This is a genomic window from Burkholderia cepacia ATCC 25416 (assembly GCF_001411495.1).
Classification (GTDB): Bacteria; Pseudomonadota; Gammaproteobacteria; order Burkholderiales; family Burkholderiaceae; genus Burkholderia; species Burkholderia cepacia.
The window spans coordinates 2842497-2860910 of record NZ_CP012981.1; the positions used below are offsets into that span (position 1 = coordinate 2842497).

19 protein-coding genes are annotated in these 18414 nt (G+C 68.0%); 13 read left to right on the forward strand and 6 right to left on the reverse strand.

What is annotated here, in order from left to right; all coding sequences use genetic code 11:
* Position 1: 1 nt before the first annotated feature.
* From APZ15_RS13095 to APZ15_RS13110, 4 genes are all read left to right on the forward strand, one after another.
* Positions 2-964 carry a hydroxymethylglutaryl-CoA lyase gene (locus APZ15_RS13095; RefSeq protein WP_027787388.1) on the forward strand — a complete coding sequence of 321 codons (963 nt, stop codon included), beginning with the start codon at positions 2-4 and terminating at the stop codon, positions 962-964.
* Between the two features lie 22 nt (positions 965-986).
* The gene (locus APZ15_RS13100; protein WP_027787387.1) at positions 987-1370 is read left to right on the forward strand and encodes a VOC family protein; all 384 of its coding nucleotides are present in this window, start codon (positions 987-989) and stop codon (positions 1368-1370) included.
* A 252-nt stretch (positions 1371-1622) separates the two neighbouring features.
* Complete coding sequence (locus APZ15_RS13105) at positions 1623-2450, forward strand: alpha/beta hydrolase (RefSeq protein WP_027787386.1); 828 nt, start codon at positions 1623-1625, stop codon at positions 2448-2450.
* Between the two features lie 114 nt (positions 2451-2564).
* A complete protein-coding gene (locus APZ15_RS13110) occupies positions 2565-3458 on the forward strand; it encodes a LysR family transcriptional regulator (RefSeq protein WP_021159618.1) in 894 nt (297 codons plus the stop codon).
* A gap of 400 nt (positions 3459-3858) precedes the next feature.
* Here APZ15_RS13110 and APZ15_RS42155 read toward each other — a convergent pair whose 3' ends face one another.
* On the reverse strand, positions 3859-4062 hold the full coding sequence (locus APZ15_RS42155; RefSeq protein ID WP_226129744.1) for a hypothetical protein: 204 nt from the start codon (positions 4060-4062) through the stop codon (positions 3859-3861).
* On the opposite strand from APZ15_RS42155, the gene APZ15_RS13115 reads away from it, so the two are divergent.
* The 4 genes from APZ15_RS13115 (at position 3973) to APZ15_RS13130 (ending at position 6319) form a co-directional block, all read left to right on the forward strand.
* Entirely contained in the window at positions 3973-4494 is a 522-nt protein-coding gene (locus APZ15_RS13115) for an RNA polymerase sigma factor (protein WP_226127201.1), read from the forward strand. The two genes, APZ15_RS42155 and APZ15_RS13115, sit on opposite strands and share 90 nt — an antisense overlap.
* Before the next feature lie 351 nt (positions 4495-4845).
* Entirely contained in the window at positions 4846-5154 is a 309-nt protein-coding gene (locus APZ15_RS13120; RefSeq protein WP_027787384.1) for a hypothetical protein, read from the forward strand.
* A gap of 2 nt (positions 5155-5156) precedes the next feature.
* Complete coding sequence (locus APZ15_RS13125) at positions 5157-5453, forward strand: 4Fe-4S dicluster domain-containing protein (protein WP_027787383.1); 297 nt, start codon at positions 5157-5159, stop codon at positions 5451-5453.
* A 104-nt stretch (positions 5454-5557) separates the two neighbouring features.
* Positions 5558-6319 carry an O-methyltransferase gene (locus tag APZ15_RS13130; RefSeq protein ID WP_049098244.1) on the forward strand — a complete coding sequence of 254 codons (762 nt, stop codon included), beginning with the start codon at positions 5558-5560 and terminating at the stop codon, positions 6317-6319.
* A 214-nt stretch (positions 6320-6533) separates the two neighbouring features.
* Here APZ15_RS13130 and APZ15_RS13135 read toward each other — a convergent pair whose 3' ends face one another.
* The 3 genes from APZ15_RS13135 to APZ15_RS13145 all read right to left on the reverse strand — a co-directional run bounded on the left by APZ15_RS13135 (position 6534) and on the right by APZ15_RS13145 (position 10133).
* Positions 6534-7994, reverse strand: a complete 1461-nt coding sequence (locus APZ15_RS13135) for an MFS transporter (RefSeq protein ID WP_027787382.1) — start codon at positions 7992-7994, stop codon at positions 6534-6536.
* Between the two features lie 382 nt (positions 7995-8376).
* Complete coding sequence (gene prfH, locus APZ15_RS13140; protein ID WP_021159612.1) at positions 8377-8991, reverse strand: peptide chain release factor H; 615 nt, start codon at positions 8989-8991, stop codon at positions 8377-8379.
* On the reverse strand, positions 8985-10133 hold the full coding sequence (locus tag APZ15_RS13145; RefSeq protein ID WP_027787381.1) for an RNA ligase RtcB family protein: 1149 nt from the start codon (positions 10131-10133) through the stop codon (positions 8985-8987). The genes prfH and APZ15_RS13145 overlap by 7 nt, the downstream gene beginning before the upstream one ends.
* Positions 10134-10870: 737 nt before the next feature.
* On the opposite strand from APZ15_RS13145, the gene APZ15_RS13150 reads away from it, so the two are divergent.
* Entirely contained in the window at positions 10871-11740 is an 870-nt protein-coding gene (locus APZ15_RS13150; RefSeq protein WP_027787380.1) for an RNA ligase family protein, read from the forward strand.
* 41 nt (positions 11741-11781) lie between these two features.
* A complete protein-coding gene (locus tag APZ15_RS13155) occupies positions 11782-12915 on the forward strand; it encodes an AAA family ATPase (RefSeq protein ID WP_027787379.1) in 1134 nt (377 codons plus the stop codon).
* 72 nt (positions 12916-12987) lie between these two features.
* Here the strand turns inward: APZ15_RS13155 and APZ15_RS13160 are convergent, their stop codons facing one another.
* Both APZ15_RS13160 and APZ15_RS13165 read right to left on the reverse strand, forming a co-directional pair.
* Complete coding sequence (locus tag APZ15_RS13160) at positions 12988-13671, reverse strand: hypothetical protein (RefSeq protein ID WP_027787378.1); 684 nt, start codon at positions 13669-13671, stop codon at positions 12988-12990.
* A gap of 13 nt (positions 13672-13684) precedes the next feature.
* Complete coding sequence (locus APZ15_RS13165) at positions 13685-14317, reverse strand: hypothetical protein (protein WP_027787377.1); 633 nt, start codon at positions 14315-14317, stop codon at positions 13685-13687.
* Between the two features lie 236 nt (positions 14318-14553).
* Here APZ15_RS13165 and APZ15_RS13170 point away from each other — a divergent pair, with 236 nt between their 5' ends.
* The 3 genes from APZ15_RS13170 (at position 14554) to APZ15_RS13185 (ending at position 18385) form a co-directional block, all read left to right on the forward strand.
* Positions 14554-15480, forward strand: a complete 927-nt coding sequence (locus tag APZ15_RS13170; protein WP_027787376.1) for a LysR family transcriptional regulator — start codon at positions 14554-14556, stop codon at positions 15478-15480.
* A gap of 275 nt (positions 15481-15755) precedes the next feature.
* Positions 15756-17012: an MFS transporter gene (locus APZ15_RS13180; protein ID WP_027787374.1), complete on the forward strand. Its 1257-nt coding sequence runs from the start codon at positions 15756-15758 to the stop codon at positions 17010-17012.
* 272 nt (positions 17013-17284) lie between these two features.
* Positions 17285-18385, forward strand: coding sequence for an NAD(P)H-dependent flavin oxidoreductase (locus APZ15_RS13185; RefSeq protein ID WP_027787373.1), 1101 nt, complete (start codon positions 17285-17287; stop codon positions 18383-18385).
* Positions 18386-18414 lie beyond the last annotated feature (29 nt).

Here is an 18414-nt window from a genome sequence, read left to right on the forward strand (position 1 = left end):
CATGAGCGGGCAACGCACACGGCTCTACATCCACGAAGTCGCGACGCGCGACGGTTTCCAGAACGAAGCGGCATTCGTCGACACCGACGACAAGATCGCGCTCGTCGACGCGCTGAGCGCCTGCGGCTACGCGAAGATCGAGGTCACGTCGTTCACGTCGCCGAGGGCGATCCCCGCGTTGCGCGACGCCGAGGCGGTGATGCACGGCATCGCGCGCGCACCGGGCGTCGTCTATACGGTGCTCGTGCCGAACGTGCGCGGTGCCGAGCGCGCGCTGTCGTGCGGCATCGACGAAGTGAACCTCGTGATGTCGACGAGCGAAAGCCACAACCGCGCGAACCTGCGGATGACGCGCGAGCAATCGTTCGCACAGCTGCGCGACGTGATCGACGCGGTACGCGGCACCGGTGTCGCCATCAACGTCTCGCTGTCGACCGCGATGGGCTGCCCGATGGAAGGGGACGTCGCGGCCGAGGGCGTGCTCGCGTGGATGCAGCGCTTCGCGGATCTCGGCGTGCACGGCTTCACGCTGTGCGATACGACGGGCATGGCGTTTCCGTCGCAAGTGCGCGAACTGTCGGCACGTGCACGCGAGCGCTTCGGCGCGCTGCAGCTCACGCTGCACTTCCACAACACCCGCGGGATGGCGCTCGCGAACACGCTCGCGGCACTCGACGCCGGGATCGACCGCTTCGATGCGTCGCTCGGCGGCCTCGGCGGCTGCCCGTACGCGCCGGGCGCGACCGGCAACGCGTGCACCGAGGAACTCGTGCACATGCTCGAACTCGACGGCTACGATACGGGCGTCGATCTCGCGGCCGTGCTGGTCGCGTCGGCACGGCTGCCCGCGCTGATCGGCCACGACGTGCCGAGCCAGATCCTGAAGGCCGGGCGCCGCTCGGACCTTCATCCGCCGCCGCGCGCGGACGCCGGCGACATGCCCGCGCAACGCGCTTTCTCGTGAACGACCAACCGGAGCGAACCTCATGGCACTGATTGACCACCTCGACCATCTCGTGCTGACCTGCGTCGATCCCGACCGGACGACGCATTTCTACACCGAGGTGCTGCAGATGCAGCTCGAAACCTTCGGAGCCGGCCGGATCGCGTTCCGCTTCGGCAACCAGAAGATCAACCTGCACGTGCGCGGCGCGGAGTTCGAACCGAAAGCGCATGTGCCGGTGCCCGGCGCGCTCGACCTGTGCTTCATCGCATCGGTGCCGCTCGACGACGTGATCGCGCACCTGAAGCGCGTCGAATGGCCGATCGTCGAAGGGCCCGTCGAACGCACGGGCGCGACGCGGAAGATCCGGTCGGTCTACGTGCGCGATCCCGACCTGAACCTGATCGAGATCTCCGAGCTGATCTGACTCGAGCCGACCGCCGGGCGCGCCGGCGGGCATCTCGTGCCATCGCGCATGCGGCCCGGATCGTACCGGTGCGGACGCATGCCGCGTCGATCTGCCGCCGAAAACGGACAGCCGGTTTCCGCGCTCGCCGATTCCGGATAGCCGGCCCATGCCGCGCTGCGGATAATGTGTGCTTCGGCGACTGAGAAGCCGCCTTCGCACCGGACGCGACGCCTGCGTCCGCGCTTCCGCAACCCGACCCATACGATTCCGATGACGATCCTCTATCGCGGCATGGACCGCGCGGCACTCGACGCCGCCTATCTGAACACGAAGGTGGTACCCGATTTCCCTGCGTTGCTGGCATCGATGCAGGCGCGCAGCGCGGCACTCTACGACACGACGCGCGGCCGGCGCGACCTGCGTTACGGTGCGCAGCCCGCGCAGCGATTCGACTGGCTGTCGTGCGGTCGGCCCGATGCGCCGCTGTTCGTGTTCATTCATGGCGGCTACTGGCAGCACTGCGCGAAAGAGGATTTCGCGTACGCGGCGAGCGGGCCGCTCGCGCGCGGTTTCGACGTGATACTCGCCGAATACACGCTGGCGCCGGTCGCGACGATGACCGGCATCGTCGGCGAGATCGGCGGGCTGCTCGACTACCTGGCGAACGATCCCGACGCAATCGGCACCGCCGGGCGGCCGATCCACCTGAGCGGCCATTCGGCGGGCGGCCACCTGACGGCCGTGTACCGCGCGCATCCGGCCGTCGTGTCGGCGCTCGCGATCAGCCCGCTCGTCGATCTCGAACCGATCTCGCTGTGCGTCCTGAACGACAAGCTGCAGCTCAGCGCGCGCGAAGTCGACGCGTACAGCCCGTTGCGTCATGTCGGGCCCGGCGCACCGACGGTCGTTGCGGTCGGCGATGCCGAGCTGCCCGAACTCGTCCGGCAGGCACGCGACTATGCGACGGCATGCGAAGCGGCAGGCGAACGGATCGTCCACGTCGGGCTCCCCGGCATGCGGCACTTCGACGTGCTCGACGATCTCGCGAAGCCGGACGGTGCGATGCTCGCCGCGTTGCAGTCGATCGCGCCGCGCTAGGCGCTGTTTTGCGCCGTACCGCACCGTATCGCGCGGGGTCGGCCGGGCGTATGATCGGCGTCAGGCCGCCGCGCTGACGGCAAGCGCCGGCCTGGCCTCCCCAGGACCCACGACATGGTGAATCCGCTTCATTTCGATCTGCAATCGCTGCGCGTGTTCGCGCTCGTCGCCGAGCACGGCAGCCTGACGAAAGCGGCCGAGCACGGCCAGCTCACGCTGTCCGCGGTCAGCAAGCGCATCGCCGAGCTCGAAAGCGTGACGGGCAGCGCGCTGTTCGTCCGGCATGCGCGCGGTGTCGAGCTGACGCCCGCGGGCCGCGCGCTGCTCGACCATGCGGCGAAGGTGATCGAGCAGGTCAACCGGATGGCGCACGAGATGAGCGACTACGTCGCCGGCGTGCGTGGCCACATCCATGTGTGGACCAACACGTCCGCGATCGTCCAGTTCCTGCCCGCCGATCTCGCGGCGTTCCTCACTGACAATCCGGGTATCAAGGTCAGCCTCGAAGAGCGTTTGAGCCACGAGATCGTCGATGCGCTCGCGTCCGGCAAGGCCGATCTCGGCGTGTTCGCCGACAACGTGCCGGCCCCCGGTATCGAACGGCGGCTGTACCGCCGCGACGAACTCGTGCTGCTCGTGCCGCGCACGCACCGGTTCGCCGCGCGCGACAGCATCCGCTTCGCGGACACGCTCGACGAGGACTACGTCGGGCTCAGCGACGGCAGTTCGCTGCTCGCGCGCATGACCGACGCCGCGTTCGCGGTCGAGCGTTCGCTGAAGCTGCGGATCCAGGTATCGAATTTCGACGGCGTGAGCCGGATGATCGAGGCGGGACTCGGGATCGGCATCCTGCCGCGCGACGCGGTGACCGGCGAGCGCGCGGCGCGGCTCGGGGTCGTGAAGCTCGACGATGCGTGGGCGACGCGCACGCTTTGGGTCGGCGTGAAGGCCGGAACGGTGCTGACGACCGATATCGCGAAGCTGTTCGATTTCATGTCGGCGCGTTGAGGCCGGCCTGCGAGCTGGCGGGGATTGTCGCGGTGCGGCTTCGGGAAGGGCGATCGTCGGGGAGCGTTCGGCTCGCCGCGGCGGGGAGCCGATGCCGTTGTGGGAAGCCTATTCATAGCAGCCGCGCCGGACCGACCGGCCGACGACCGCGAACAGCCGGCGAGTAGTACGGCCCGGATGCAGCCGACAGTCGCGAGCACGGCACATACTTTCCTGTCTGGCCCCGGCAACGCCCGTGCCTGCCGCCCGCACACTTCGCCTTGTCGTCGCGGGTTCGTTCCTTGCACTATCGTTACACCGTTCCCGCTCGTGTCGGCGATGACCGTCGGGCCGGCCCAATTGCTGCCCGCTGGATGGGCGGTGTAACCGATCTCTCCCTTGAAGCCGCCCCGTTGAGCAGTCATTTTTCGCACTCGACACAATATTCCCGCGCCTGAAACGTCTTCAGGTGCATGGAATCGCCACCCACTTCACGCACATGACCGACCCAGACCGCGACATCACCGCGATAGTGATGCGTGAACGAACGAGGCTGGTGAGCTTCATCCGGCGTCGGATTCGCGACCCGGACGATGCCGAGGACATCCTTCAGGACGTGTTTCACGAATTCGTCCAGGCTTACCGGCTTCCGGCGCCGATCGAACAGGTGAGCGCGTGGCTGTTCCGCGCGGCGCGCAACCGTATCGTCGACCGCTTTCGCAAGAAGAAGGAGCAGCCGCTGACGGATCTGTCCGAGGCCGACGACGACGCGGACAGCGAGTACCGGCTGGATCTCGTGCTGCCGGCGCACGATGCCGGCCCCGAAGCAGTCTACGCGCGCACGCTCCTGCTCGAAGCCTTGCAGGATGCGCTCGACGAGCTGCCGGCGAATCAGCGCGAGGTATTTATCGCGCACGAACTGGAGGGCCGTTCCTTCAAGGAGATGGCCACGCAAAGCGGCGTTGCGCTCAATACGCTGCTCGCGCGCAAACGCTATGCGGTCTTGCATCTGCGTGCACGACTGCAGCTCATTCATGACGAACTGGACAATATCTAGGGTCTGTTTACATATGGAACGCACATGCGAATGCCCGAAATCGCTCGTCCCCCAAGGGGACTTCCTCCGGGGCGTAGGGCAAGAAGTGAGGAGCGCCGTTTGGCCGAGCCAAACGCCCCGCAGGAAGTCCCCTTGGGGGACAAGCGACGAGCGACGCCGCCATACGGGCGATTTCGGGCATTCCCGTGGAATGAATTTTTTAATTAGGGGTTGCCACGAGAACGGCCGCTCGCCGCGTTGCGCTCCTTGCGAATACGTCAGTATTCGCGGCGTCACGCGCCTCGCGAGCGGCCGTTCTCGTGGCAACGCATGTGCGTTCCATATGTAAACAGACCCTAGAGGAGTCGACAAATGAATTTTCGAATCAGATGCGCGGGCAAGGCGGTGCTCGCGTTGATTGCCATAGGCGTGCTCGGATGGGTCGTCATGATGTTGTGGAACTGGGTGATGCCGGCGCTGTTCGTCGGGGCCCGTACGATCGATTTCGCCCGGGCGCTGGGCCTGCTCGTGTTGAGCCGCATCCTGTTCGGCGGATTCCGCGGACACCACGGCTGGCGTGGCCGGCGCCACTGGCGCAAGTGGGAATCGATGACGCCCGAGGAACGCGAGCATTTCCGCAACGCGTGGCGCTCCGGCGACGACCGGCCCTCGGGAGCGTGAACGTGCGCGAAAAATCCACGAGCGACTGCAAACAGCAACCGGGCGTGATCGCGCCGGTCGTCGATCTGAAGCGTTGCGAAGGCAAAGGGGATTGCGTCGCGGTTTGCCCTGAAAACGTGTTCGAGGTCAGACGCATTGACCCGGCCGATTACGTCGGCCTCGGCCTGATGCATCGCCTGAAGCTGCGCGTGCACGGCATGGAAGTCGCCTACACGCCGAACGCGCATGCGTGCCGGTCATGCGGACTGTGTGTGACCGCGTGCCCCGAGCGCGCCATCACGCTCGCCCGAATCACATGACAACCTCCGCATGTCGCCGATATCGAGCGACCGCGCCGAAACCCTGGCGGGAGAGGCGCCGCCAGATACATCGTCGACGTGATCAATCTCGTCAAGGAACGCACATGGCTTCACCTACCGCCGTTCTTCTGCGACGGCTCCACGAAGAGAGCCGGACCGAAATCATCGCCCGCGCCCGCGCGCAGTTCCCGGGATCGAACGAGGAGCTTCTGTCGTTAGCAGAGGAATACGAAGCGATCGCCCCTCGTCTGCGGGGGCGGTTTCTCGAAACGTTCGGGCTGTTCACCGACGACTTCGAATCCCCGGAAGGCAGCCGGCTATCGTTGGCCGTGTCGCCGGAAACGGGCGGGTTCTTGCGCAACATGGTGCTCTCGCAACGGCCGGCCCGCATCCTCGAACTCGGCAGCTCGTGCGGCGTGTCCACGCTGTATTTCGCCGAGGCACTGCGCACGTTGGGCCGTGGCGTGGTCGTCGCGACCGAACGCGACCCGCTCAAGTGCGCCCGATTGCGCGATCACGTCGGCACGGCGGGCCTGGATGCCCATGTCGACATCCGGGAAGGCGACGTATTCGAGACCGTTGCCGAGCTGGACGGGCACTTCGACATGGTATTCATCGACGTCTGGGCCGACGCCTACCTGAAGTTGTTCAGGCAGATCGAGCGCCTGCTGCGCCCGGGGTCGATCGTCCTGGCCGACAACATGTACACGGCCGAGGACGCCGTTCGACCGTACAAGCACTATCTCGATGACGATCCGCGCTTCTCGACCATGACACTGGATTTTGAATCCGGGATCGAATTCACGGTCGTCGTTTCTCGAGCGGACATGGCGTCGCAGGGCCCTTGCCGCGACGGCGCGCCGTGAAGGGCAGAACCGTCGATCGCCGGGCATCCTGCTTCGGATTTTGCCCGCCAGCGGTCGGCGCACGCGGGCGTTGCGTGACCGCAGCCGTAACCGTGACCGTGCGCGGAAGATGCGCCCGTCTGCCGTGGGCCGCCGGGCGACCGATAGCCCGACCATCCGCGAAGCATCAGGAACGATGCGTGAGCGCGTTCCCGCGCCCCGCATCGACACACGCTCAAACCGGATTGATTTCGTCCTGGCTGCGCCGCGTCGTCAGCGGCCCGAGCACGCGCAGCGTGACGGCGACAATGCCGAGCGCAACCGAGATCACGCCGAACATCGCGCCCGCGCCGTAACCGCCGAGCACCGGCAGCAACACGAACGGCAGCGCACCGCTGACGATGCGCGACAGCGCATAGGTACTGCCGATCGCCGTCGAGCGCACGCGCGCCGGAAAGATCTCCGCCTGGTACACGTGATACGCGTTGCTGAACACGTTCGACGCGCAGGTCGTCAGGAACCCGAAGCCGACGATCAGCACGGTTTGGCCCGAGTATGCGAAACACAGCCCGAACGCCGCGATCGACAGGATCGACGCAATCACGAGCGTGCGGCGCTCGATCCAGTTGAGCAGCGGAATCGACAGCAGCGAGCCGACCGGATAGCCGATGAACGACAGCGCGATGAACAGCGTACTGTCCGTCACGTCGAAGCCGCGGCTCTTCACGACCGTGCCGGCCAGCGTGCCGAAGCCGTAATAACCGAAGCCCTGGAACAGATGAAAGATCGCGAGCATCAGGTAGCGCGCGCCGTACGGTTCGCGCCGCAGCAGCGCGAAACGCTCGCCGAGCCCGAGCGGCCGTTGCGGCTCGCCCGGTTCCGCGAATTGCTCGGGCACGCGCACGCCGGTGCCCTCAGCGAAGCGCCGCAATGCCGCGTACGCATCGGCGGTGCGGCCCTGCGCGAGCAGCCAGCGCGGGCTTTCCGGCAGCCGGTGCTGGACGAACAGCACGTACACCGCGCCGAGGCTGCCGATCGCGAGGATGATGCGCCAGCCGGCCACGCCGCCCACGTGCAGCGGATTCAGCCACAGCGCGAGGAAACCGACGAGCGGCACCGCGACATAGGAAGTCGTATAGGCCCACGCGGCGAGCCGCCCGCGCTTTTCCTTCGGCAGGATCTCGGACAGGAAGCTGTCGGCAACCGGATAGATCGCGCCGACGCCGATGCCGGTCAGGAACCGGCACGCGACGAGCATGTCGGCGTTCACGGAGAACGCACCGACCAGCGAAAACGCGCTGTACCACGTGAGCGTCAGCAGGAAGGCCTTGCGCCGGCCGATGCGGTCGGCGAGGCTGCCGAGGCACATCGCGCCGACGAACATGCCGATGAACGCCGAGGCCAGCAGCAGCTTGAAATCGGTGCTCTGCCGGCTCAGCCCGTATTCGTTCTGCAACGCGGAACCGATCGTGCTGACGAGGAAGATCTCGTACATGTCGAAAAACAGCCCGATACCGATCACCCAGACGACGAACCGGTGCAATGCGCCAACCGGCAGGTCGTCCATGAAATCGCCGAGCGTGACGCGGCGGGCGGGGAGGGCCGACCCGGCAGCGCCCGTGCCGGCGGCGGACGCAGGTCGTGCGGGCGCGGGTTCGCCCGCGTTGCCGCCGAGATCGAGGGAATGGCTGTTCATCGTGTCTCCTGATTATCGGTACGCCGTGGCGCGAAGCCCGGCCGTTCGCGACCGGCGCGATGCATCCGGTCGCACGACGTGGCGGCAGGCACCGCAAGGCCGTTGAAAGGGCCGGACAGGCGGGCTGTACCGATCGTCCGGCACATGGTGGGCAAATCCGCGGCACGTGATAATTGCGGATGTTTCAAGCATCCTTTCCCGCGCAGAAAGGGTGCGGAACACGCGGCAGCCGGCATCCGCGCGTGAGGCCCGTGCAGCCTGCGTGGCGTGCGGTCGTGCACCGGAACCGCCGGCGCGCTCACGCAACCGGCTGGCCGGGAAAACCATGAGGCCCGTTGCGCGACTGCCGGCGAAACAACCACCGGCAGTCGGGCCGTCATGCTCAGTCGGCCGGCACGAACGCCGCCCCGTGAAACACGCGCACGGGGTTGCCGCGCTCGAGCGCAAAGTGCTGCATCCGTCGCTGCCGGCGCGCGTCGGACGCGTGACGGTCGGCTTCCTGCTGCAGTCGAACCTGCAGCAACTGCAGCGCGAGGCGCTTGTTCGCGTGCTGGCTGCGCTCGCTTTCCACGCGCACCGACAGGCCGGTCGCGACATGGGTCGCACGAATCGCCGAGCTCGTCTTGTTCACGTGCTGGCCGCCCGGCCCGCGTGCGCGCATCGCTTCGAACCGCACGTCGCCATCCGGCAGCGGCTGCGCGTCGGCGCAGCGCGTGACACCGATGAACCAGTTCTTGCGCGGATGGCGCAACCGGTACGGGCTCGCGCAAATCCATTGCAGCGTGCCCGTCCAGCGGTCCGCCAGCGCTTGCGCGCCGGCACCGTCGAGATCGAGCAGCGCCGAGCGCAGCGTGCCGGGCCGTTCGCCCGGCTGCACATCGAGCACCGTGACGACGACGCGCTGCGCATCGGCTTCCGCCTGCAGGCGCCGCAACGCATTGGCTGCGGCGAGCTGGCACTCCAGCGGCCCGTGCGCCGAAGAAATCTGCATCAGCATCGGCCGGCCTCCCCGGACGTCTTGTAGGTCAGCACCGGCGCGAGCCGCGCGAGCTTGCGCAGCAGGCCGGCCGCCTCGAGCGCGTCGACGACGCTGTCGATCGGCTTGTAGGCCTGCGGTGCTTCCTCGTACAGCAGTTCGCGGTCTTCGCAGACGACGTGGCTGCCGAGCGGCGTACGCGTGAGCTGCGATGGCGTGAAGCGCCGTTCGAGACGCCCCTTGCAATCGCCGCGCGCCCACTTGCGGCCCGCGCCGTGCGCAAGCGACGCGAGGCTGGCCGCATCGTCGGGCCGCACGGGGGCGACGAGATAGCTGTAGTCGCCGCGCGACCCGGGAATGACGACCGGCCCCGCATCGGCCGGCGTCGCGCCTTTGCGATGCAGCCAGCCGGGCTCGCCGTCGACGCGCGCGCGGCTCACCAGGTTGTGGTTCACGTCGAGCACGCACCGGCCGTCGCTGCGCCAGCGCGCCAGCATGCGCCGCGCGATCAGGTCGCGATTCGCGATCGCGTAGCGCAACGCCGCGTCGTGGCGCGCAAGGTACGCCGTGCATGCGGCATCCGTGTCGTCGAGCCCGTTGTAGCCGTGCTCGCGCATGTGCTGTTCGAGGATCGACTGGCCGAAACCGCGCGACCCGCTGTGCACGAGCAGCAGCAGGCGGTCGTGATCGAGGCCGAGCGCCTGGACGGCATCGGCGTCGTACACCGCGTCGATCCGCTGCGCTTCCGCGAAATGATTGCCGCTGCCGATCGTGCCGAGCGATGCCGCGAACGCGTGATCCGCGAACCCGGCGGCCGCGATGAGCGGCTGCCAGCTTGCGTCGGGTGTGGTGTCGATCGAGCCGAGCCGGCTCGCGAGCTTCGACGCGCTGACGCGCCGCGCATCGAGCGCGGTTTGCCAAAGCGCCATTCCGCAGCCGATATCGCCGCCGATCAGCGCCGGGTACAGCCGGCCCGTCGAAAAGAACGCGGCGCCGACCGGGTAGCCGCGTCCGGGGTGAAGATCGGGCATGCCGGCGACACGCCGCATGCCGGGGAGGGTGGCAGCGTGTTCGAGCTGCCGGATGGCCTCACCTTCGATCCAGGTGGTGGCGCAAGCGCACAAGGTGACGCGCTCGCCCAGGTATTGCATGGAATTGCCCATGGAGGTTTCCGTTCGATGAAAAGGTAGAACGGCGGGCCATGGCACAGGCAGCGCCCGAATGCGCTGCCTGACATCGGAAGTCGGGAAGAGGGCGGCACGACCGGATCGGAACGACCCGGCTCATCGCCGTGACGGCGATACGGTGTGCTGCTGCGTGGCGTGAACGATGAAACGGACGGACGCGAAAAACCCGGACTACGACCCGCGACGGGAGGAGCGTTGGCGTGACGTCATGATGTTCTTCTCCTTGCGAGTGAGGGGTTGATCGGAATGGCGGCGACTCTAGCATGCACGCAGCGGGCGCAGCAAGCGGGTAGCGCGGCGGCGCCTACCGAATCGTCGCCCGATGTGGCGAAAAACACACATATAGACATCCTGACAATGTTCGTGCCGATGGCGCGTGCGGCACGCCACAGCAGGCACTCAACGCATGCAGGCGGCCGCATCAGCGGGCTCCGGCAGCGCTTGACAGTGCAAAAGCCGTTTCGTAGCATCCGCCTGCTTCATCCCTGAACCCTCATCGAACCGGTGATCCAAGTGCCCGCAAACATTCGTCCCTTCGCCTGATACGCCGACGACTGCCGTCCCGGCCGCGTGTCGTCCTGCCCGTTTCCGCCCGCCTCGCGGCGCCGGAACGTCGACTGCAGGAACGCGCCCGGACAAGCACTGACACCGCAACGCACACCAGACCGTTCGTTCACGTCGTCGGCTTTTTCCCCTGTTTCCGGAGAAAGACCATGACGCTGGATTTTCGCGCATACGCGCAATCGCTCGACCTCGCCCGCTACCCGCGCACGCCGCATCTCGAAGGCTCGCGCCTGCAGGACGGCGACGAAGGTCGCGAACACGTTCCCTATCGCACCCTCGCGGGCGCACACATCGTCGTCGAGGAAAAGCTCGACGGCGCGAACACGGGCATCAGCTTCGGCCCGGCGGGCGAACTGCTGCTGCAGTCGCGCGGCCACTATCTGGCCGGCGGCGGCCGCGAGCGGCAGTTCGGTTTCGTGAAGACGTGGGCCGCCGCCCATGCAGGCTGGCTGCTCGACCGCCTCGGCGATCGCTACGTGATGTACGGCGAGACGATGAGCAAGAAGCACGCGGTGTTCTACGACGCGCTGCCGCATCACTTCTTCGAATTCGACGTGTTCGACCGCACGACGGGCCGTTTCCTGTCGACGTGCGCGCGTCGCGCGCTGCTTGCCGACGGGCCCGTGCTGTCGGTGCCCGTGCTGTACGAAGGCATCGCGCCGGCGCGGCTCGCCGACCTGAAGGCACTGCTCGGCCCGTCGCTCGCGAAGACGCCGGACTGGCGTCGCGCGTTCGAGGAAACGGTGCGGCGGCAGGGGCTCGACCTCGCACGCGCATGGCAGCAGTGCGACAAGTCGGCCCGCGCGGAAGGGCTCTACGTGAAGGTCGAGACGGACGACACGACGACCGCGCGCCTGAAGTGGGTCCGCCACGATTTCGTGCAGGCGATTCTCGAATCGGCGCGCCATCACTCGGAGCAACCGTTCATCCCGAACCTGCTCGCGCCGGATGTCGACCTGTATGCGCCGCGGCCGACGGTCACGTGGCGATCGATCGCCGCGACGCGCGCGCACCCATGAATGCGGAACGGCCGTGCGCCGTTTCGAGAGGAGTCTTGATCATGAAGTACGAACAACTGCAGGCACTCGTGCCCGCGCCCGGACGGCAGCCGGACTACCGCGCATGCATCGCGGCGTTTCCCGCGCTCGAACAGGCGAAAACGACACCGCAGGAGCCGGCATACCACGGCGAAGGCCACGTGTGGACGCATACGACGATGGTGATCGATGCGCTGCTCGCGTTGCCCGGTTATCAGGCCGCGTCGCGCGCCGACCAGGAAATCGTGTTCCTGGCCGCGCTGCTGCACGACATCGCGAAGTACCGCACGACGGTCGTCGATCCCGTCACCGGCGCGATCGGTCATCCCGGCCACTCGCGCAAGGGGGCGATCGATGCGCGTATCGCGCTGTGGGATGCCGGCGTGCCGTTCGCGGTGCGCGAGGCGATCTGCCGGATGATCGCCGTGCACCAGGTGCCGTTCTTCGCGATGAGCGGGTCGCGCCGCGGCACGCCCGAGTTCATCGCGCGCGAACTGTCGTGGCAGGTGAGCCTGCCGCTGCTGTGCCTGCTCGCCGAAGCCGATATGCGCGGGCGCATCTGCAGCGATACGCAGCGCGTGCTCGACAACATCGAACTGTTGCGCGAACTGGCGCGGGAGGAAGGGTGTTATGGCCAGCCGCGCGCGTTCGCCGACGCGCACACCGCGCTCAGCTACTTTCGCGGCGCAGACGTGCATCCCGACTATCCGCTGTTCCGCACGCCGGGCTCGCAGGTTGTCATGATGTCGGGCCTGCCCGCGTCGGGCAAGAACACGTGGGTCGCGCGGCATCATCCGGACCTGCCCGTCGTGTCGTTCGACGATGCACGCGATGCATTGGGGCTGCGCCATGGCCAAAACGAGGGCGCCGTCGCGCACCATGCAGTCGACGCCGCGAAGGCACTGTTGCGGGAGAAGCGGCCGTTCGTGTGGAACGCGACGAACCTGTCGCCGCTGATGCGCAAGAAGACGCTCGACCTGCTGTTCGCGTACGGCGCCGACGTGACGCTCGTCTATCTCGAGAAGCCGCGCGCGGAGCTGTTGCGCCGCAACGCGCAGCGCGACACGTCGCTGACGAACCGCGCGCTCGAGGCGATGCTGCCGCGCTGGGATCCGCCGCTGCCCACCGAGGCGCACGCGGTGCGGTACGAAGTCTGATGCGGCGGCGTCACGGCAAATGTCACCGCACAAGCCGGTACACCGCCCGTCATTGCGGCATACCGGCTCGCATCATTTCAGCGCAGGATTCTGCTGCGTCGCACACGCGCGCAACGCGGTGACGAGATCGGGCTGGCCGAGCTTCTCGAACAGGTCGGCCATTTCCATCTGCGCGACCGGATCGCCTTCGCGCGCCGCGCGCCAGCGCAGCGACGCGATCATCCCGCTCATGCCCTCGCCGGGCGTTTCGCCGTCGTAGCCCGACATCGCCTGCAAGACGTCCGCGAGCTTGTTGTAGCCGGCCGGCACGTAATGAACGAGCAGCCACGCAATCGCCGGCTGCGCGCCTTCCCAATCCTCGTCGTCGAGCGAACTGCTCGCGAGGCGCGCGGCCGCACGCCACGAACCGAGCGATGCGGCCTTCGCGTAGGCCTTGTCGGCGTCGCGGCCGCGCGACGACGGCGCCGCGTCGAACGCGGCCTGCGCTTCGGCCGACGGCGGCGGCAGCGCGAGCTTCGTGCAGCTGAACGCACCGGCATCCGGTGCGTTGCCGGGCAGGCCGGCCCAGCGCGCCTGGTCCTTCAGCGCGCGATCGAGCGTGGGCCGCACGTCGCTTTCCTTCATCGACGCGAACACCCAGTCGGTACGGACATGGCGCGCAGCGTCCCAATCGCTTTCGGCAGCGGCATGCTGCGCGAACGCGAGGCAGGCCGCCACGCAGCCGATGCGGAACAGGTTTCGGACAGGAGATTTCATCGCCGATCGCACCTCAACTCGCCACGATGATGAAGGTGGTGAGCGCGATCGGAAACAGCGCGAGGCCGAGCAGGCCCAACGCGCCATCGGCCGCCATCGCGATCGGCGACAAGGCCAGCTTCGCGCCGCGGCCGACAGCCGTCAGCTTGTCCGTCACCGTGACCTCGTACGGCCGATTGAACGCCTGCGGGACTGACGAAGACGTGACATCGTTCGGCAGATAGCGCTTGCCGCTGATCCTGCCTTCCGACTCCAGGTAGGCACCGTCCTTCTTGAAACCGTCCGCGAGCGCACGCTCGCGCACGTCGGAGCCGGTCGGCGCATCCGCGTAGTCCAGCCTCATCGTGTATTGACCGGTAATCGCGTCGCCGTGCGCCTCGAAATCGCTGAACGCCGTGTGAATCTTGGGGCGATAGGGGGCGTTGAGCACCGTCGCAAGGCTCGGCGGCATCTCGAAGATGTAGTGATACTTCTTGCCGAGCACGACGAGCTGTTTGCCGTCCGCGGTAATCAGGAACGTCGACAGGGTTTCGTCGTATTTCGAATCGCTCATCCACGCCTTGGTGACGGGGCCGAAATTGGAGCAGCCGGCAAGCATGCCGGACGCGGCCACGGCGGGCAGCGCGAGAAATGTTCTTCTTTTCATGAGTGCGGGTTGGTTGTGGTTCGTTATTCAGCGGAACCGCTTGAATGTCGGACGCTGCGTTCGATGAACGCGGCGCCCTGACGGCCTTTCGTGCGGTTTTTTCGCCTGCGCATTGTAGGGCCAAAGCGGCAAGCGCAGCATCCCCCGGGCCGGGCATCGCACCGGTGTGCGGTAGACTGCTCGCTCGCTTGCCTGCCGCCCATCACACGGCCGTTCGCACCCGGCCCGCTCAAACCATGGATCGAATCGACGCGATGAAGGTGTTCGTCGCCACGCTGGACGAAGGCAGCCTCGCGGGCGCGGGCCGCAAGCTCGGCCGGTCGCCGGCGGCGGTCAGCCGCGCGATCGCGTTTCTCGAAGCGCACACGGGCACCGCGCTGCTGTACCGCACGACCCGGACGATCCGGCTCAGCGAAGCCGGCGAACGCTACGCCGCCGCGTGCCGCCGCATCCTGTCCGATCTCGAGGAAGCCGACATGCTGGTCGCCGACGAACGCTCGGCGCCGCGCGGCATGCTTACCGTCACCGCGCCGGTCGCCGCGGGCGAGGACGTGCTGCGCGCGCTGCTCGACGAATTCATCGAACGCCATCCCGCCGTGTCGATCCGCCTGCAGTTGCTCGACCGTCCCGTCAGCCTGATCGACGAAGGCATGGACGTCGCGCTGCGGATCGCGCACCTGAGCGATTCGACGCTGGTCGCGATTCCGGTCGGCGCGGTGCGGCGGGTCGTCGTGGCGTCGCCCGATTACCTGGCCAGGCATCCGGCCATCGAGACGCCGGCCGATCTCGCCCGGCACCGGATCATCTCGATGACGCATTTCGGCCTCGATTCGTGGAGCTTCCCGCCGTCCGCGCCGGCGGCGCTGCCGCAGGTCGTCCAGTTCGCGCCGCGCTTCATCATCAACACGATCCGCGGCGCGGTCGCGTCGGCCGTCGCCGGCCACGGCGTCACGCGGCTCTTTTCCTATCACGTCGCTGAACCGGTGCGGGACGGCACGCTGCGGATCGTGCTGCGCGACAGCGAACACGCGCCGTTGCCGATCCATCTCGTCATGCCTTACGGGCGCCTTTCAGTACCGAAGGTGCGCGCGTTCGTCGATTTCGCGGCGCCGCGCCTGCGCGAGCACTTCGCGCGGCTGGCGGCCATCACCGACGGCGATTGAACCGGGATACGGAAGAATGGCTTTCGAGTGACGGCGATTCACTCGGCAATCGGCTCAATCTAGACTTCCTTCAACCAACGGACGCGCATGGCGCCCGTTCAGCGAATGGAGGTCAACATGGATCGAGCGCTTCCTGGCCGGCCCCGCGCCCGTGCGTTCAGCGCGCGCCGCACCGGGTCAGGCATCGGCGTTGCGCGTTTCGCCTTGGTGCCGTTGCCGGCGAACTTCGTCGCGCAAGGGTTCGCCGCACCGACGACCGCGACGACGAGGGCGCAATGAGCACGATCTCGCAAGCCCCCGCCGCGGCACGGGCCGAACGGCCCGCCGCCGGCTACGCCGAACGCAACGCGCGCTACTGGCGGCGCAATCTCGCCGTCTGCGTGTTCGGGTCGTTCACGACGCTCGTCAGCCTGAGCATGCTGCTGCCGTTCCTGCCGCTGTACGTGCGGCAACTCGGCGTCGAAGCGCAATCGGCCGTGATCCAGTGGTCGGGCGTCGCGTTCGGCGCGACGTTTCTCGGCACGGCCGTCACCGCGCCGCTGTGGGGCCGGCTCGCGGACCGCTTCGGCCGCAAGCCGATGCTCGTGCGCGCGGCGATCGGCATGGCGATCGTGATGTCGCTGATCGGCGTCGCGCACAACGTGGTCGAACTCGTCGTGCTGCGGCTGCTCGCGGGGCTCGTCGGCGGTTACGCGTCGGCCTCGACCGTGATGGTCGGCACGCAGGCGCCGCGCGAACGCGCGGGCTGGGCGCTCGGCATCCTGTCGACCGGCGCGCTCGCGGGCAACCTGGTCGGGCCGCTCGTCGGCGGGCTGCTGCCGGGCTGGCTCGGCATTCGCGGCACGTTCTTCGCCGGTGGCGCGATGATCGCCGTCGCCGCGCTGCTGACGATCTTCGTCGTGAAGGAGGATTTCCACGCGGGCACCGACGCGAAACCGCGCACCTCGAGCGCGACGGCCGGCACGTCGCGCGGCACGAATCGTGCGGCGGTGGCCGCGCTGCTGGTGACGGCGATGATGGTGCTGCTCGCGAACATGTCGATCGAGCCGATCATCACCGTCTATATCGGCGGCCTCGGTGTCGGTGGCGATCATCTTGCGCGTATCGCCGGCGTCGTGATGGCGTGCTCGGCGCTCGGCAGCATGCTGACCGCCGCCCGGCTCGGCGCGCTGGCCGACCGGATCGGCAGCTGGAACGTGATCATCGGCTGCCTGTTGCTGACCGCGCTCGCGATGGTGCCGCAGGCGTTCGTCACGCACTGGTGGCAGCTCGCCGCGCTGCGCGCGCTGATGGGCATGACCCTCGCGGGGTTGCTGCCGTCGATCGGCAAGCTCGTGCGGCAATCGGTCGACGAGCGCGCGACCGGGCAGATGCTCGGCTACCTTCAGTCCGCCCAGTTCAGCGGGCAGGTGATCGGCCCGGTGATCGGCGGGCAGATCGGCGTCGCGCTCGGGCTGCATTCGGTGTTCTTCGTGACGGGTGCGCTGCTGGCGGCTTGCGCGGGGCTCGCGCATTGGGCGCGCGGCCGATAGCCGATAGCCGATAGCCGCTGGCCGACGGGTCACGGGCGGGCGTAGGATGGGCGCAGCAGCAGGTGCCGCGCCGCGCAACGCGCGATGTCGTACGCCGTCGCTGCGACGGCAAACACCGCACCGCACGGCTGCGCGCCTTTTCGACAGAACTTTCATGCGACCGGCTGCGCGCAAGGCACGACCCACGCGCACCGATCCGAACCCGACGCACGCGCTTCGGCCCGCATCCGGTCGAGGCATTTCGATTGCGGATCTTGCAGGAGGCCAGCGACATGAATCAATCGACCGACAACCGGACGCTGTTGCGCACGCTCGGCGTGCGCACACCGATCGTCCAGGCGCCGATGGCCGGCGTCAGCACGCCGGCGCTGGCGGCCGCCGTGTCGAATGCGGGCGGGCTCGGCTCGCTCGGCGTGGGCGCGACGAACGCCGAAGGCGCCCGCAAGATGATCCGCGACACGCGCGCGCTCACCGACCGGCCGTTCAACATCAACGTGTTCTGCCACCGGCCGGCACGCGCCGACGCGGCCGTCGAACGCGCGTGGCTCGACTGGCTCGCGCCGGCGTTCCGCGAATACGGCGCGACGCCGCCCGCGTCGCTGTCGGAGATCTATACGAGCTTCGTCGCGGACGACGCGATGCAGGCACTGCTCGTCGAAGAGAAGCCGGCCGTCGTCAGCTTCCATTTCGGGCTGCCGTCCGCGGACGTGATCGACGCGCTGAAGCGCGCGGGCGTCACGCTGTTCGCGACCGCGACGAATCTCGACGAGGCGCACCGGATCGCCGCCGCCGGCATCGACGCGATCGTCGCGCAGGGCATCGAAGCGGGCGGCCACCGCGGCGTGTTCGATTCGACCGCCCATGACGACCGCCTCGGCACGTTCGCGCTCACGCGCCTGATCGTGCGCGAATGCGCGCTGCCGGTGATCGCCGCCGGCGGCATCATGGACGGCGAGGGCATCGCCGCCGCGCTCGCGCTCGGCGCGCAGGCCGCGCAACTCGGCACCGCGTTCGTCGCGTGCCCGGAGACAGCGATCGACGACGGTTATCGCCGCGCGCTGCTAAGCGACGCCGCACGGCGCACGACGTTCACGGCCGCGATCTCCGGCCGGACCGCGCGCGGGATCGCGAACCGGCTGACCGCGCTCGGCGACGACCCGCAGGCGCCGGCCACGCCCGCGTACCCGATCGCCTACGACGCCGGCAAGGCGCTGCATGCAGCCGCGAAGGCAAAGGGCGAATTCGGCTACGGCGCGCAGTGGGCCGGGCAGGCGGCGCCGCTCGTGCGGCAGCTGCCGGCGGCCGAGCTGTTCGCCGCACTCGAACGCGAGACGCGGGCGGCGATCGAGCGGATGCAGCACGTGCTGGATTGATCGCGCGATCCGCGCTCCACACGCGGCGG